The sequence below is a fragment of the Pseudomonas sp. SIMBA_041 genome, from assembly GCF_046535095.1.
In the GTDB taxonomy this organism is placed as follows: Bacteria; Pseudomonadota; Gammaproteobacteria; order Pseudomonadales; family Pseudomonadaceae; genus Aquipseudomonas; species Aquipseudomonas mucoides.
Map to the genome: position 1 here is coordinate 111,508 of NZ_JAWRXJ010000006.1, position 14,001 is coordinate 125,508.

The window sequence follows — 14,001 nt, forward strand, 5'->3', positions numbered from 1 at the left end:
ACAGATGAACGGTCGTCGACGCGAGCAGACTTTGTACCGGAGCAAATCGGGCATTTTTATGCCAAAGTGCTGAACTTGAATAGCGCTTTACCCGTCAGATAACACGTCATTGACCCACACGGAGTATCCCAGCATGCGTCTGAACCGTTTGTTCGCCGTAGTCGCCCCCGTCATTCTGCTGCTGCCATTGGTCGCCCATGCCGATTGGCCAAAGGGCGAGCGGGAAAAGTACATGGCGCAATGCGTCCCTGCGGCAGCACAAAAGATCGGTGATGCGAAGGCAAAAGCTGTCTGTGCTTGCGGCGCCGATCAGCTCAAATCGTATCCTGCCAAAGACCTCCAGGCGTTGATGGACGGCCAAGCAAGTCAAGAGCTGGGACAACAGGCGATGCAGAAAATCGCCAGTTGCAGGGATGATACCGGCGCGAAAAAATAAGCTTCAAGCATTCATTTTTTCACCCGCAACGACCGAAAAAATAGCCCTAATATCGCTTTGTCAGACATTTTTCGAAGGTTTTACAGCTTTTTTTATCGTATTTACTTTCGGCTGAAAGCCTTTTAAAACGGGGCTTTCAGCCACTTTAAGCACCAAAGAACGCTCGACAGCAAGGCAAACAGCACGTCCGGGGGGCTCCCAAAGCGAACATTTCGACTATGATACTCCGGTGTGCCCAGTTGGCCTGAGCAGCACAGCACTACTGAAAATATATGTTTCTTGGAGATACACCATGTCTAATCGCCAAACCGGCACCGTTAAATGGTTCAACGATGAAAAAGGCTTCGGCTTCATCACTCCTCAAGGTGGCGGTGACGACCTGTTCGTACACTTCAAAGCTATCGAAAGCGACGGTTTCAAAAGCCTGAAAGAAGGCCAAACCGTTTCCTTCGTGGCTGAGAAAGGCCAAAAGGGTATGCAAGCTGCACAAGTTCGCCCAGAGTAAGTTTCTGGCGCACTAAAAAAACCCCGTCCATGTGACGGGGTTTTTTATGGGCGAAACAAAAGCCTGGTGCGATCAGCCGCAGTTGACGCGAGTGACCAGCCGATTGGCATCGGTGTTCAGGTTCAGGCGATCGGAGCGATACTCCAGGGTCACCATGTCGTTGGGCGACAGGAACCGTGCGTTCTGTGCGCCTGCGCGAATGCGCGCCTGCTCCAGCAGTTCGGGCGAAGCCACTTTGCCAACAGTGAATTGCGCAGCCTTTGCTTCGCAGCGGCTATGACCCGTGTCAGTCGTCGTTACAGGGTCAGTTGCCGACTCGGATGACGGACTGCTGCAACCTGCCAGCAGAGTGACGGCAAACACAGTACCCAATGACGCGAGCTTCCAAGGCATGAAGCCTCCTTTTCAATAATTAAGCAGAGATCGTGCGACCGCCATTTCGGCGATAGGTTTCAAGGTGAATGCCCTCACCCGACCCTCGATTCGCATAAGCGCCGAGTGTGCCTGAGCATCGCCCTACCATTCATCCCGCAATCGTGACTGAATATGAACAGCGTCAATAGACGTCGATGTAGTCGAACGGCGGATTCGGCCAGTTCTCTTTCAGCGCATTGAAAATCTGCATGACCCAAACCTCGTCGCTGGCTGCGACCCGCCCGACATAACCCGAACCCTTGGCCCATGTTTCCAGGCGAAACCGCAGCCCGTCGATGTCTGTGCCGCCCACAACGCCCGACGAAATGTAGGCGATGCCGCTTTTGGTGACCCGCAGTTGAGTGTGTTCATCGTCACTGGCGCAGGCCAATAGCTGGCGCACAGCCTCAAGGGTCAAACCGTCAGGAGTGTTCAAATCGATCTGCACAGCGCGGTCCTTGAAAATTCGTCAAAGACCAAGTGTCGCATAGCCCTCCTCCCATGCCTAAGTCGGAGTGCCAAACGCCGCGCAAAATGGTTAACTCGACGCTCAGACTTCCCCGACTTCACGAGCGCCATCATGACCACCGTAAGCATCGACGCCGACATCAAAGCCAAATGGCAGGACGGACATAGCTCCTACAGCCCAAGCAGTACGGAAGAGCTCGCCATTATCGGTATCGATCTGTTGGTCCGGGACCTTGGAACCGAGGCCGCACAATCGTTCATCGAGCAAATCTTCGAAAAACACCTGGCGGACCAAAAAGCCGCCGTAGAGGCAGGACGGGCGTAAGACCCGCAGGCTGGCACCTGCGGGCGTGCGGTTTATTTCAAACGGGCCAGACGCTGAGTCAGCAAGTCGAAGAAGCCCTGAGCATCGCCACTTTCAACCCAGAACGCATTCTTTGGCGCGTTCAGGCCGTCATACCAGTCGACAATAGTTTGACCAAAGGTCGGACCTTCGCGGCTATCAACGACCACGTTGACCAAGCGACCGCTGAACAGCTCAGGCTTGAGCAGGTAGGCGATGACGGTGGCGTCATGCACCGGGCCTCCGGGAATACCGTAGTGCTCCATGTCATCCTTGATATATCCATTAAGAATGTCACCTACCAACTTACTGGCATTGTTGTTGATCGCCGCGATCTGCTTCAGGCGCGATTCGCTGGTGAGGATCTTGTGGGTCACGTCCAGTGGTAGATAAGTCAGTTTCACGCCACTTTTCAACACGATGTCGGCGGCCTGCGGATCGGCGAACAGGTTGAACTCGGCCATCGGCGTAATGTTGCCACCGTTGAAGTGCGCACCGCCCATAAGCACCACTTCCTTGATGCCTTGAACGATTTCAGGTTCCTGAATCAACGCCAGGGCCAGGTTGGTCTGCGGGCCGAGCATGGCGATCGTGATGCTATGGGGTTTGGCCGTTTTCAAAGTGTGGATCAGGTAGTTGACCGCAGTGCCTTCAGCCAGGCCTTTCTTTGGCTCATGCACGGTGACGCCTGACAGACCTTCCTTGCCATGTATGTTCTCGGCATAGATCGGCGTGCGCATCAGCGGCTTCGGCGCACCGGCATAAATCGGCACGTCTTCGCGCCCTGCCCACTCCCGGGCCAGTCGAGCATTACGCGATGTCTTGTCCAGACGCACGTTGCCGGCCACGGTTGTCAGCGCACGAATACTCAATTCTTCGGGCGATGCCAGGGCAAACAGCAAAGCGACCACGTCGTCGGTTCCGGGATCGGTGTCGATGATCAAATCGATTTTTTCCGCCGCCTGGGCGCTCGTTGCAGTAATCAGGGACAAAAGCAGCAAACTCCGGAGCAGGTGGTGAAGTTTCACAGCATAGCGGGGCATAACGCACTCCTTGTGCGAGGGGGAAAACGAATCCAGCGCTAGAACGTCACCCCCGATACCAGCACGATGTTGCAGTACGGCGCACACTCACCTGTACGAACAATCGCCCGCGCCTGTCGGCTGAGGACCTTGAACTGGTCATGACTGAGCAACTCGCGCGAACCCAGAGCACCTTCAGCGTTCAACTTGTCCAGAACACTCAATGCAGGTGGCTGCTTGTCGAGAATCTCGCGAGCCAGCACATGGCTTTCGACCTGCATTTCGCTCAGCACAACGTTCAAGGTACTGACAAAGTCCGGAATGCCTTGGGTCAGTGCCAGATCGATCAGTTCGACACCTGACGGCACTGGCAGACCGGCATCACCGATCACGATCGTATCGCCGTGACCCAGCGAGGCAATCAGCCGCGACAACGCGATATTGAGCAATGGGGTTTTTTTCATGGTGCTTTAAACGCCTGTACGTCGGACAAGGTGGGAATCGAGGGTTGTGCGCCAGCGCGGGTGACCGACAGGGCGGCGGCAACCTGACCGAAGCGGATCGCCTCAGCTTCACTGCTGCCAGACGCTAATGCGGCGGCAAATCCACCCACGAAGGTATCTCCGGCGGCGGTGGTATCGACGGCTTTGACCTTCGGTGCCGGGAAATGCTCCAGGCGTGCCCCGTCGGCGAACAGCGAGCCTTCGGCGCCTAAGGTAATGATCACTTTACCCACGCCCATGGCGATCAATCGGGTCGCGGCGGTTTCCGCCGATTCCAGGGAATCCACCGTCAACCCCGTCAGGGCAGAGGCTTCGCTTTCGTTGGGGATCAGGTAATCGATGGCGGCAAACCAGTCCGCCGGCAATGGGCGACTGGCGGGGGCCGGGTTGAGAATGACGGTCTTGCCCAGCTCACGCCCCCGTTTGAGGGCATGGCCTACCGTTGCATCCGGTACTTCCAACTGACAAATAATCACATCCGCCGCCTGCAACACGGCGTCAAAACGGTCGATGACTTGCGGAGTCAATGCGCCGTTGGCACCCGCGACGATGACAATGGCGTTCTGACTGTTGTCATCGACCACGATCAACGCGACGCCGCTGGAGCCCTCAACGGTACTGACAGCCTGGCAATCGATGCCCTCGACCAACAGGGCTGCGCGCAGTTCTGCGCCATAGGCATCATTGCCCACGCAACCGACCATCGACACCTCGGCGCCCAACCGGGTTGCTGCAACGGCCTGATTGGCACCCTTGCCACCGGACACCGTGGCAAACGACTGACCGATCAGCGTTTCACCGCCACGCGGCAGCCTTGGCGCCCGGGTTACCAGGTCCATGTTCAGACTGCCTATCACCACTACTTTTGCTGGCATACATTGCTACTCATTAATTCTGTGTCTGCAGTGCTTTTGGTTTAGCGGCGCGGTGTTTCAACGAAACTGGGCGAACACGCCGGCGAGCGGCGCGGTCGACTCTCGCAGCACAATACTGGGCGTCACGATGCGCTGATCAGTGGCCATGTCCGGCGTGGCGATCCTGCGCAAAAGCACTTCAGCCGCCATCTCACCGAGCTGCAGGATCGACTGCCCCACGGTGGTCAGCGCCGGATAGACATAACGGCTCATCTGGATATCGTCGAAGCCGATCACCGACAGCTCGCTCGGCACCCGAACATTGCGTTCGGCGGCCGCTCGCAGCACGCCGATGCCGATCATGTCGTTGCCGGCAAAGATCGCGCTGGGCGGATTGCGCTCCAACAAAATCGCTGCCGCGTTGTAACCGCCGGTGCTGGTGAAGTCGCTTTCCAGCATGCGCTCGCGATTGACGTCGACGCCCGCCTCTTGCAAGGCACGGCAATAACCCGCCAGACGCATTTGCGCCACGCTGGTACCCACCGGACCGCCGATCATGGCGATGTCCCGATGCCCCAGCTCCAGCAGATGCCGAGTGGCCAGATACGCGCCGTATTCGTGATCAATGCGCACCAGATCGGCATTCACACCTTCCAGCCCGCGGTCGACGATGACCATCGGCGTGCGTACACCGGCGAGACCTTCCGCCAGCCCCGCATCGCCACCGGCCGACGCCACGATCAAACCGTCGATGCGCTTTTCGAGCAATACGCGAAGGTAGCTGCGCTGCTTGTCCGGGTTGTCGTCGGAGTTGCAGAGAATGACGCAATACCCCTTACGCTCGCAGTAATCCTCGATGCCTCGCGCCAGTTCGGCGAAGTACGGGTTGAGGCTGTTGGGCACCAACAACCCGATGGTCGCGGTGGTTTTGGCTTTCAACGAACGGGCTACGGCGCTCGGCACGTAGTCCAGCGTCTTGATCGCCTCTTCGACCTTGATCCGCACCTCCTGACTGACCGGCCGGGTCTTGTTCACCACATGTGACACGGTGGTGTAGGAAATGCCCGCGAGTGCGGCTACATCCTTGATCGTTGCCATGATTCAGGTCCGCCGGCTTGCGCGTTGACTGCGATAAGTATCCAGCACCACCGCCACCACGATCACCGCGCCGGTGATGATGCGTTTGGTGGGCTCGGTCGCGCCGATTTGCGCGAGGCCCGCTGCCAACACGGAAATGATCAGGACGCCGAAAAAGGTGCTGATCACCGAACCACGGCCACCCATCAAGCTGGTGCCACCGATGACGACAGCGGCGATGACCTGCAACTCCAGCCCGGAGCCGGCATTGGGATCCGCCGCCTCGAGCCTGGAAATCTGAAACAACGCGGCAATACCGGCCAGCAGCCCCATCAAGCTGAACACCAGAATCTTGTAGGGTTTTGGATTGATCCCCGCCAGACGCACCGCTTCTTCATTGGTGCCAATGCCGATCAGGTAGCGACCGAACACCGTACGAGTCAACACGGCCTGCGCGATGAAGATAATCAGCAAGGCAATGATGAACGATGGCGAGATGCCGAAGGCAATCGGGTTGGACAGCCAGGCGAAGGCATCACCGATATAAGCGGTGCGCGACCCGGTCATCTGATACGCCACGCCCCGGGCCATTTCCAGCACGCCCAGAGAGACGATGAATGACGGAATCCGCCAGGCCACGGTGATCGAACCGGTAATGGTCCCGGCCAATGCCGCCGCCGCCATGCCGAGCAATGCGGCGGGCAGGACGCTCCAGCCCCAGCCGAGAATGGCCACGCTGACCGTTGATGCCGCCAGCGCCAACACCGAACCGACCGACAGGTCGATGCCACCGATAATCAACACGAAGGTCATGCCGACCGCCAGCACCATCAGATCGGGAATCTGGTTGGCCAGGGTGCTGAACGTGTCATAAGAAAGAAAGTGGCTGCTCAATACCGAGAACAGCGCAATCATCGCCAGCAAGGCACCGGCCAGGCCCAGATAGGTGCCCAGGCCGTAGAAGTTGCCACTACGTTTGCCGGCAGAAGATGCAGTTTTCATGGAAGGTCCCTAGGCGCTGCTTCGTTGAGCAACGCATCACGTTTTTGGTAGCCGGCAAAAGCGGCGGCAAGCAAGTCATCCTGGGTCCAGCTGTCGCGCTCGAACGTGTCGATCAGGCGCCCCGCCGACAGCACACCGATCCGGTCGCAGATCAGCATCAGCTCGCGCAGGTCACTGGACACCACCACCAGCGCCTTGCCCTGGCGGGTCAGCTCGCCAAGTAACGCATAAATGTCGAATTTGGCGCCGACATCGATGCCACGGGTGGGCTCGTCAAACAACATCACCGAGCAATCACGCTCGAGCCAGCGGCCGATCACGACCTTTTGCTGGTTGCCACCGGACAGTTCGGAGACCAATTGTGCCGGGCTCGAACTGCGGATGCGCATGGCGTCGATCTGACGCTGAGCCAAAGACATCTCGTCGCCGTTGTTGACGAAACCGCCACTGGAAATCACCGGCATGTTGCCCAAGGCAATGTTGGCGCTGATCGATTGGGTCAGCAGCAAGCCTTCGCCTTTGCGGTCTTCCGTGATCAGGGCGATGCCGTGACCCACTGCATCGGCCGGCGAGCGGATACTCACCACCTGAGCCGGAGACCCGAGTGCGACCGTGCCGCTGTCCGCAGTGTCGGCGCCGAAGATCAGACGCAGCAACTCGGTGCGCCCTGCCCCGATCAATCCGGAGATCCCATAGATTTCGCCAGCACGCACTTCGAAGGACACATCGCGAACCTTGTCCGAGCGGGTCAGGCCCTTGACCGTCAACGCGGGAGCGCCGATCTTGCGCGGCCCCATGTCCATGTGTTCGCCGAGCTCACGACCGACCATCAACGTGACCAGTTGCTCGCTGTTGTAATTGGCCATCGGCTCGACGCAGACCAGGTTGCCGTCGCGCAACACCGCAATGCGCTGGGCAACCCGCGCCAGTTCTTCGAGACGGTGAGAGATATAGATGATCGACACGCCACGGGATTGCAGGCGGGTGATCTGCTCGAACAGCATCTCGACTTCACGAGCCGTCAGCATGGCCGTCGGTTCGTCGAGGATCAGCACATGGCAGTCGCCAATCAGGTTGCGGGCGATCTCGACCATTTGCTGGTGGCCGATGCCGAGGTCGCCGACCAGGGTGTCCGGGTCGATCGCGTCGAGGCCGACCTGGGCCATGGCCTCGATCGCCGCTTTGCGCAACTGCTTGCGACTGATCCAGCCACCGTTGCTGGGCAAGTTGTCGAGAAACAGGTTTTCCGCCACCGACAGGGTCGGCAACAGATTGAGTTCTTGCATGACCATGCGGATGCCCAGGTCTTCAGCCTGGGTCCGGCTGCCGGGACGGTAATCCTGACCCTGGAATTGCATCTGGCCGGTGGTCGGCGTGACCAGCCCGCCGATGATCTTCGACAGCGTGCTTTTGCCGGCACCATTCTCACCGGTCAGTGCCAACACTTCACCGCGGATCAGCGTCAGGTCGATGCCGGTCAGTACCGGCTGAGCGTAGGTCTTACCGATACCGCTGACCGTGAGGACAGCGTTCGGAGCGCAAACGGACATAAAACTCTCCCTGTGCCCGCCCGGACGGGCGAGCACCAGTGTGTCGCCAGAAGGCTTACTGGGTGACCAGTTCTACCGGGGTTTCGATCACGCCGTTGGTGCCGCTGTCGACCTTCTCGCCCTTGATGATTTTCAGCGCAGTCTCAATACCGAACACGGCTTGTCGGGCTGCAAACTGGTCGGCGGTGGCCAGGACGCGACCATCCTTGAGCATCGGCTTGATCGCATTGATGTTGTCGTAACCGACTACTTGCACCTTGCCAGCCTTGCCCGCTGCACGCACGGCGGAAACGGCACCGACGGCCATGCTGTCGTTGCCGGCCAGCAGGGCTTTGACGTCCGGGTATTCGCTTAGGATCGAGGCGGCAACCTTGTTGCCCTTGTCGATCTCCCAGTCACCGGACTGCAACGAAACGACTTTGATCTGCGCCGCTTCCATTGCATCTTTGAAACCCGCGGTGCGGGCCTGGGCATTGGTGGTGGTGGACACGCCTTCGATGATGCCGACTTCGTCACCGGCCTTCAGTTTCTTGGCCAGGTACTCGCCAACCAGACGCGCGCCTTTGCGGTTATCAGGGCCTACGAACGGCACCGTCATGTTCTTGCTTTTGAGGACGGTCGGGTCGAGTTGATTGTCGATGTTGATCACGGTGATGCCGGCATCGATGGCTTTCTTGATCACCGGAACCATGGCCTTGGAATCCGCCGGTGCGATGACCAGGGCATTGACCTTGGCGAGGATCATCTGCTCGACAATGCGCGTCTGGCCAGCAGTGTCCGTTTCGTCCTTGATGCCGTTGGAGATCAGGTCGAATTCGCCGGAGTGGTCTTTTTGATAAGCTTTGGCGCCGTCTTCCATGGTCAGGAAGAATTCATTGGCCAGGGATTTCATGACCAGTGCGACTTTGGGTTTTTCAGGCGATTCGGCGAAGGCCGATGAGACGGGCAGCGCGGCGGATGCGACAGCCAGCATAGCGACAGCAAGAAGACGTCCAGCGAATGGCAGCTTCATGGGTTCACTCCGATCTTATGATTATTGTGAGCAATGCTTGCGCTGGAGTAATGCCTGGACTCCGATCGTCGACGGCATGACCACCGACAAGACCTCGCAAACGTTTGCGTAGACCGAACTATGCGAACCCTGCTGCTATTTGTCAACGCCCTGTTTGGTGTCTCCGCTGGCAAAACCGACCTGCCACGTTAGGCAATGGTGCTGATCAGACCGCCTGTACTGGAGTCCTTGGCCAGTTCTTTCACCAGATTGCCTGCCACTTGTGACAGCGCGCCGTTGGTTTCCGCGATTTGCCCCTGGATCGACATCACCGCCGTGGCCTTGGCTTCCGGGGTCGGATAAGACGCTGCCTGTGCAGCCGCCAGTTGTTGCTGTTGCTCACGCAGTTGCTGTTGCAGTTCCTGCATGCGCTTGAGCAGTACTTGCACCGCAATACTTTGAGTGCTGCCGCCCTTGGACTTGGTTTCGTCCTGAGCACCGCCACCGGTTCGAACCTGGTTGTCGCTGCCCTCTTCCTTCCCCTGCACCTGAGTCGCGGTGTCAGCCGTCGCTTCGCTCAAGGCATTGATCGTCGACGGGGACTTGCCGCCGATGGTGACCGCGCCCGCATTTGGAAAACCAACAGAAAATGACATGGGAACTCCTGTAAGAAAAATAACCTTAACGGGGCATCGACCGATGTGGGGGTTTCTTTAGCATTGATTCCTGATTTGGCAAGGCGACCTTCTCTACAAACGTCGTAGGCATTTTCGGAGAGCCGAACGTAAACGCTCAACCTATTCGGAAACCCGGACGCCTTCATGTTTAACCTCGACTAGAGCCAAGATAATTTCAGATATAAATCAACTAGTTAAAACTTTTTCTCGTTCAACGTTTGGCTGGTACAGATCCTGCTCTCCACCTACACCCCCGGCGTTCAGATCTGCCGGGGGCGTATCTAGATGAACTTGCATCAGCACCGTCTGACTACTAGAGAGAAAATAATGAAATCTGCCTTCAACACTTTTATTCCGGGCGCTTTGGCCCTCCTGCTGCTACTCCCTACCGCCCTTCAGGCAAAAGAAGTCGAAACCCAACAGAAACTGGCGAACGTGGTCATCCTGGCCACCGGCGGCACCATCGCCGGCGCCGGTGCGAGCGCTGCTAACAGCGCGACGTATCAAGCGGCAAAAGTCGGCATCGACCAGTTGATTGCCGGCGTTCCGGAACTCAGCCAATTGGCTAACGTTCGTGGCGAGCAGGTCATGCAGATCGCCTCGGAAAGCATCACCAACGACAACCTGCTTCAACTGGGCCGTCGCGTGGCCGAACTGGCGGACAGCAAAGACGTCGATGGCATCGTGATCACCCACGGCACCGACACCCTGGAAGAAACCGCCTACTTCCTGAACCTGGTGGAGAAGACCGACAAGCCAATCATCGTCGTCGGCTCCATGCGCCCAGGCACGGCGATGTCGGCCGACGGCATGCTCAACCTGTACAACGCCGTCGCCGTCGCCAGCAGCAAAGAAGCGCGCGGCAAGGGCGTCCTCGTGACCATGAACGATGAAATCCAGTCGGGCCGTGACGTCAGCAAAATGATCAACATCAAGACCGAGGCGTTTAAAAGTGCCTGGGGTCCGCTGGGCATGGTGGTCGAAGGTAAATCCTACTGGTTCCGTCTGCCGGCCAAGCGCCACACCATGGACTCGGAATTCGACATCAAAACCATCAAGAGCCTGCCTGACGTAGAAATCGCCTATTCCTACGGCAACGTGAGCGACACGGCGTACAAGGCGCTGGCTCAGTCCGGGGCCAAGGCGATCATCCACGCTGGTACCGGCAACGGCTCGGTTTCCTCGCGGGTCGTTCCGACCTTGCAAGCCCTGCGCAAAGATGGCGTGCAAATCATTCGTTCGTCCCACGTCAACGCCGGCGGATTCGTACTGCGCAATGCCGAACAGCCTGACGACAAATACGACTGGGTGGTCGCGCATGACTTGAACCCGCAAAAAGCCCGCATCCTGGCCATGGTCGCACTGACCAAGACCAACGACAGCAAAGAGTTGCAACGGATGTTCTGGGAGTACTGATTCGCCCTCGCCCGACCGGTTCTGGTCGGGCACATTCTTAACCACTCGTCAGCGTTGACGAGTGGTTAACACCCTTGGCAAAACTCCGATAAAAGTTTTCTCCTCTTCCTACAGCAAACGGTAGAAACCGCTGTCAGAGGATTTTCTTGAATTTTAAGCAGTTGCGAAAATGCTTACAGTTAAATACTGTATGCACGTACAGCTTACTAAGGATAATCCTGTGGCCACCCCCTCTGCTTCTCCTGATACCTATGCACGCATGGGTCTGCGCGTTCAGAAAATCATCAATTCCCCCACCGCTCAAAAAGCCAAAGCAGCACTGATCTTCCGCCTGCCGGACGAACCAGTGGATGAGTGGGAACAATTGCTCGAAGAAATCGACGAGAACGACAACGTCACCCTCGCCTATCGCGACGATGGCGGTGTGCAAATTTTCTGGGTTGTGCCGAAGGAAGATTGAGTCAATGAGTGTCCGCTGGCTTGCTTTGCTGGTTTTATTCATCTCCCTCGGGGCCCAGGCTGGCGCCCCACGCACCTTCAGTGAAGCCAAAAAAGTCGCCTGGAAACTGTATGCACCGCAATCCACCGAGTTCTATTGCGGCTGCAAATACACCGGCAACAAGGTGAACCTGGCTGCTTGTGGTTATGTGCCGCGCAAAAACGCCAAGCGCGCGTCCCGCATCGAGTGGGAGCATATTGTCCCGGCGTGGCAGATCGGTCATCAGCGCCAGTGCTGGCAGGCCGGTGGGCGCAAGAACTGCACCCGTTACGATCCGGTATTCCAGAAGGCCGAAGCCGATTTGCACAACCTGGTGCCGAGCATTGGCGAGGTGAACGGTGACCGCAACAACTTCAGTTTTGGCTGGCTGCCGGTGCAGACCGGTCAATATGGCTCATGCCTGACCCAGGTGGATTTCAAGGCCAAGAAGGTCATGCCCCGCCCTTCCATTCGCGGCATGATCGCCCGGACTTATTTCTACATGAGCAAGCAATACGGCTTGAGTCTGTCGAAACAAGACCGCCAACTGTACGAAGCCTGGAACAAAACTTATCCAGTTGAAGCCTGGGAACGTCAGCGTAACCAGAGCGTGGCGTGCGTCATGGGTCGCGGTAACGAGTTTGTCGGGCCGGTGAACATGAAAGCCTGCGGCTGACTTTCCGCTGGAAAGTAAAAAGGCCTCGGCGTAAAACCCGAGGCCTTTTGCCTTTTCAGCCACTGCGTTACTGGGCCGCAGGACGCTCGAGCACCAGCAATTCGACATTCTGTTTCTTGGCCCGCGCCAGTGCTGCAGCCACTTCTGCCTGCTTGGCCTCGGTCTCGGCTTTCGAACTGAATGGCCCCATCAGAATGCGCGTCTTGCCGTTTTCCATGATGACGTTGGAGACGAAGCTGTGTTCAATCAGCCAGCCACTCAGATCACTCACTGCCTGGGGTGTTTCACCTCGCACTTCGAGGTCCCATTGCGGCCCGTTTGTCGCAGCGGGGGCGGAAACGACTGCCGGCTTCGTTTTTTGAGCGTCAACACCCTTCCCTTCACCGCATCCAGCCAGCGCCAATACAGCGATTACCAAGACCATTTTGCGCACAACGGTTCCCTCTGAATGCCGAAAGCGGTGATTTTAACATTCACGAATACTTCCCGAGTGCCGCAAAATGGGCACAAAACAACGAGATTGATGGTTGCGGCCTCTGTATAGTTACGCCTTGGGAATTAATGCAGCATCTGCGCGTCAGAAAGAGGCACCCAAACCGTGAGACTTCGCACTAATCTATACATACCACCGACCTCTGCACTGTTCGAATCAGGTGCCCTACAAAGCAATCAAGGAGAAGACCATGCTGATACTCACCCGCAAAGTCGGTGAAAGCATAAATATCGGTGACGACATTACGATCACCATTCTGGGCGTGAGCGGCCAGCAAGTCAGGATCGGCATCAACGCCCCGAAAGACGTTGCAGTGCACCGTGAAGAAATTTATCAGCGCATTCAGGCTGGCCTCACCGCGCCAGACAAGCCACAAACCCCCTGAATCCTGTTGCAGTCAGTAGCCAGCCCGTTCGCCCTGAACACCGGCTGGCTAAAGATTCGAGCGCCGCAATGCCCGCCGGCTCGCTCTCCCTCTCCCGCCAAAACTTGAAGCCGATACTACTGGCATATTGCATGCCATGGCTGTCAGACGTTTCCGAATAACCCCGAGGAAGGACGTGATCGCTCTCGGTCAACCAAAGGTTACCCCACGCGCCATCCCCGTCGCCGCGATGACCATCAGTAACACCAGCAAGCCTTCGATATGACTGAAACGAGCAAACAGTTTTGCCCGAGCGGTATCGATCGTCACGCCACGCCCAAGCGCAATCCGGCATTTGATCAACGCCACCATCGGGGCAACTTCAAGCAGCAGGATCAGCACGAAGAGCGTCATCTTGAGGTGGAACAGTGGCTGGTGAAGGTAGTAATCGGTGCCTTTTTCGTACCCGCCAAAGGCCCGCATCCCTCCGGTGATCAGGAGGATGACCGCAGAAATCCCCCACAGGTTATCGGCCACCAGCACGCACCGAGCTTCCCCAGTCCCGGCCGCCAGGCGACTGAATGCCGTGCCGCGGTTTAAAACGGCCCAGAATGCCAGCGCAACGGCCAGCAGGTGAATTGCCGCAAGAGACCAATGAACCAGCATCGATGTACCCCCATCAGACCGAGTTTGAGTTTGGCCAGACAGTAGTAGCCCAAAAGACCAGGACTT

The 14,001-nt window shown here is 57.6% G+C and carries 19 protein-coding genes; 7 read left to right on the forward strand and 12 right to left on the reverse strand.

What is annotated here, in order from left to right:
• The first annotated feature begins 133 nt into the window (after positions 1 to 133).
• Positions 134 to 436, forward strand: coding sequence for a hypothetical protein (locus SB725_RS15980; RefSeq protein ID WP_410922232.1), 303 nt, complete (start codon positions 134 to 136; stop codon positions 434 to 436).
• A 292-nt stretch (positions 437 to 728) separates the two neighbouring features.
• Positions 729 to 941: a cold-shock protein gene (locus SB725_RS15985; protein WP_003179963.1), complete on the forward strand. Its 213-nt coding sequence runs from the start codon at positions 729 to 731 to the stop codon at positions 939 to 941.
• 72 nt (positions 942 to 1,013) lie between these two features.
• Here the strand turns inward: SB725_RS15985 and SB725_RS15990 are convergent, their stop codons facing one another.
• Both SB725_RS15990 and SB725_RS15995 read right to left on the reverse strand, forming a co-directional pair.
• Positions 1,014 to 1,334 (reverse strand): I78 family peptidase inhibitor, encoded by a 321-nt coding sequence (locus SB725_RS15990; protein WP_059181186.1) that lies wholly within the window; start codon positions 1,332 to 1,334, stop codon positions 1,014 to 1,016.
• 163 nt (positions 1,335 to 1,497) lie between these two features.
• Positions 1,498 to 1,803, reverse strand: a complete 306-nt coding sequence (locus SB725_RS15995; RefSeq protein WP_059181187.1) for a hypothetical protein — start codon at positions 1,801 to 1,803, stop codon at positions 1,498 to 1,500.
• 132 nt (positions 1,804 to 1,935) lie between these two features.
• Between SB725_RS15995 and SB725_RS16000 the strand changes: the two genes are divergently transcribed.
• A complete protein-coding gene (locus SB725_RS16000; protein ID WP_027921556.1) occupies positions 1,936 to 2,148 on the forward strand; it encodes a hypothetical protein in 213 nt (70 codons plus the stop codon).
• A 32-nt stretch (positions 2,149 to 2,180) separates the two neighbouring features.
• Here the strand turns inward: SB725_RS16000 and SB725_RS16005 are convergent, their stop codons facing one another.
• The 8 genes from SB725_RS16005 to SB725_RS16040 all read right to left on the reverse strand — a co-directional run bounded on the left by SB725_RS16005 (position 2,181) and on the right by SB725_RS16040 (position 9,821).
• Positions 2,181 to 3,209, reverse strand: a complete 1,029-nt coding sequence (locus SB725_RS16005) for a nucleoside hydrolase (RefSeq protein ID WP_027921557.1) — start codon at positions 3,207 to 3,209, stop codon at positions 2,181 to 2,183.
• 38 nt (positions 3,210 to 3,247) lie between these two features.
• A complete protein-coding gene (gene rbsD / locus SB725_RS16010; protein ID WP_027921558.1) occupies positions 3,248 to 3,652 on the reverse strand; it encodes a D-ribose pyranase in 405 nt (134 codons plus the stop codon).
• Positions 3,649 to 4,566, reverse strand: a complete 918-nt coding sequence (rbsK, locus tag SB725_RS16015) for a ribokinase (RefSeq protein ID WP_194939761.1) — start codon at positions 4,564 to 4,566, stop codon at positions 3,649 to 3,651. Before rbsK ends, rbsD begins: the two co-directional genes overlap by 4 nt.
• A 57-nt stretch (positions 4,567 to 4,623) precedes the next feature.
• Positions 4,624 to 5,643 (reverse strand): LacI family DNA-binding transcriptional regulator, encoded by a 1,020-nt coding sequence (locus SB725_RS16020; protein ID WP_027921560.1) that lies wholly within the window; start codon positions 5,641 to 5,643, stop codon positions 4,624 to 4,626.
• A 3-nt stretch (positions 5,644 to 5,646) separates the two neighbouring features.
• Positions 5,647 to 6,624, reverse strand: a complete 978-nt coding sequence (locus SB725_RS16025; RefSeq protein WP_027921561.1) for an ABC transporter permease — start codon at positions 6,622 to 6,624, stop codon at positions 5,647 to 5,649.
• Complete coding sequence (locus SB725_RS16030) at positions 6,621 to 8,174, reverse strand: sugar ABC transporter ATP-binding protein (RefSeq protein WP_410922235.1); 1,554 nt, start codon at positions 8,172 to 8,174, stop codon at positions 6,621 to 6,623. Before SB725_RS16030 ends, SB725_RS16025 begins: the two co-directional genes overlap by 4 nt.
• Positions 8,175 to 8,229: 55 nt before the next feature.
• Positions 8,230 to 9,186, reverse strand: coding sequence for a sugar ABC transporter substrate-binding protein (locus SB725_RS16035; RefSeq protein ID WP_027921563.1), 957 nt, complete (start codon positions 9,184 to 9,186; stop codon positions 8,230 to 8,232).
• A gap of 188 nt (positions 9,187 to 9,374) precedes the next feature.
• Entirely contained in the window at positions 9,375 to 9,821 is a 447-nt protein-coding gene (locus SB725_RS16040; RefSeq protein ID WP_410922236.1) for a hypothetical protein, read from the reverse strand.
• Between the two features lie 348 nt (positions 9,822 to 10,169).
• On the opposite strand from SB725_RS16040, the gene SB725_RS16045 reads away from it, so the two are divergent.
• The 3 genes from SB725_RS16045 (at position 10,170) to SB725_RS16055 (ending at position 12,412) form a co-directional block, all read left to right on the forward strand.
• Positions 10,170 to 11,258, forward strand: coding sequence for an asparaginase (locus SB725_RS16045; protein WP_027921565.1), 1,089 nt, complete (start codon positions 10,170 to 10,172; stop codon positions 11,256 to 11,258).
• Between the two features lie 169 nt (positions 11,259 to 11,427).
• On the forward strand, positions 11,428 to 11,718 hold the full coding sequence (locus SB725_RS16050) for a DUF1654 domain-containing protein (protein ID WP_032833378.1): 291 nt from the start codon (positions 11,428 to 11,430) through the stop codon (positions 11,716 to 11,718).
• Between the two features lie 4 nt (positions 11,719 to 11,722).
• A complete protein-coding gene (locus tag SB725_RS16055; RefSeq protein WP_059181191.1) occupies positions 11,723 to 12,412 on the forward strand; it encodes an endonuclease in 690 nt (229 codons plus the stop codon).
• 67 nt (positions 12,413 to 12,479) lie between these two features.
• Here SB725_RS16055 and SB725_RS16060 read toward each other — a convergent pair whose 3' ends face one another.
• Positions 12,480 to 12,845, reverse strand: coding sequence for a sporulation protein (locus tag SB725_RS16060; protein WP_027921568.1), 366 nt, complete (start codon positions 12,843 to 12,845; stop codon positions 12,480 to 12,482).
• Between the two features lie 250 nt (positions 12,846 to 13,095).
• Here SB725_RS16060 and csrA point away from each other — a divergent pair, with 250 nt between their 5' ends.
• Positions 13,096 to 13,290: a carbon storage regulator CsrA gene (csrA, locus tag SB725_RS16065; RefSeq protein ID WP_007938114.1), complete on the forward strand. Its 195-nt coding sequence runs from the start codon at positions 13,096 to 13,098 to the stop codon at positions 13,288 to 13,290.
• Between the two features lie 189 nt (positions 13,291 to 13,479).
• On the opposite strand, the gene SB725_RS16070 is transcribed toward csrA, so the two are convergent.
• On the reverse strand, positions 13,480 to 13,935 hold the full coding sequence (locus SB725_RS16070; protein WP_410922237.1) for a DUF2214 family protein: 456 nt from the start codon (positions 13,933 to 13,935) through the stop codon (positions 13,480 to 13,482).
• Between the last annotated feature and the right edge of the window lie 66 nt (positions 13,936 to 14,001).

Excerpts from the sequence above, each read along its gene's own strand:
- rbsK (WP_194939761.1), bottom strand. The coding sequence starts at position 4,566 with ATGCCAGCAAAAGTAGTGGTGATAGGCAGTCTGAACATGGACCTGGTA.
- SB725_RS16005 (WP_027921557.1), bottom strand. The coding sequence starts at position 3,209 with ATGCCCCGCTATGCTGTGAAACTTCACCACCTGCTCCGGAGTTTGCTG.
- SB725_RS16050 (WP_032833378.1), top strand. The coding sequence starts at position 11,428 with ATGCTTACAGTTAAATACTGTATGCACGTACAGCTTACTAAGGATAAT.
- SB725_RS16045 (WP_027921565.1), top strand. The coding sequence starts at position 10,170 with ATGAAATCTGCCTTCAACACTTTTATTCCGGGCGCTTTGGCCCTCCTG.
- SB725_RS16020 (WP_027921560.1), bottom strand. The coding sequence starts at position 5,643 with ATGGCAACGATCAAGGATGTAGCCGCACTCGCGGGCATTTCCTACACC.
- SB725_RS16025 (WP_027921561.1), bottom strand. The coding sequence starts at position 6,624 with ATGAAAACTGCATCTTCTGCCGGCAAACGTAGTGGCAACTTCTACGGC.
- SB725_RS15985 (WP_003179963.1), top strand. The coding sequence starts at position 729 with ATGTCTAATCGCCAAACCGGCACCGTTAAATGGTTCAACGATGAAAAA.
- SB725_RS16055 (WP_059181191.1), top strand. The coding sequence starts at position 11,723 with ATGAGTGTCCGCTGGCTTGCTTTGCTGGTTTTATTCATCTCCCTCGGG.
- SB725_RS15980 (WP_410922232.1), top strand. The coding sequence starts at position 134 with ATGCGTCTGAACCGTTTGTTCGCCGTAGTCGCCCCCGTCATTCTGCTG.
- SB725_RS16070 (WP_410922237.1), bottom strand. The coding sequence starts at position 13,935 with ATGCTGGTTCATTGGTCTCTTGCGGCAATTCACCTGCTGGCCGTTGCG.
- csrA (WP_007938114.1), top strand. The coding sequence starts at position 13,096 with ATGCTGATACTCACCCGCAAAGTCGGTGAAAGCATAAATATCGGTGAC.
- SB725_RS15990 (WP_059181186.1), bottom strand. The coding sequence starts at position 1,334 with ATGCCTTGGAAGCTCGCGTCATTGGGTACTGTGTTTGCCGTCACTCTG.
- SB725_RS16030 (WP_410922235.1), bottom strand. The coding sequence starts at position 8,174 with ATGTCCGTTTGCGCTCCGAACGCTGTCCTCACGGTCAGCGGTATCGGT.
- SB725_RS16040 (WP_410922236.1), bottom strand. The coding sequence starts at position 9,821 with ATGTCATTTTCTGTTGGTTTTCCAAATGCGGGCGCGGTCACCATCGGC.
- SB725_RS16000 (WP_027921556.1), top strand. The coding sequence starts at position 1,936 with ATGACCACCGTAAGCATCGACGCCGACATCAAAGCCAAATGGCAGGAC.
- SB725_RS16035 (WP_027921563.1), bottom strand. The coding sequence starts at position 9,186 with ATGAAGCTGCCATTCGCTGGACGTCTTCTTGCTGTCGCTATGCTGGCT.
- rbsD (WP_027921558.1), bottom strand. The coding sequence starts at position 3,652 with ATGAAAAAAACCCCATTGCTCAATATCGCGTTGTCGCGGCTGATTGCC.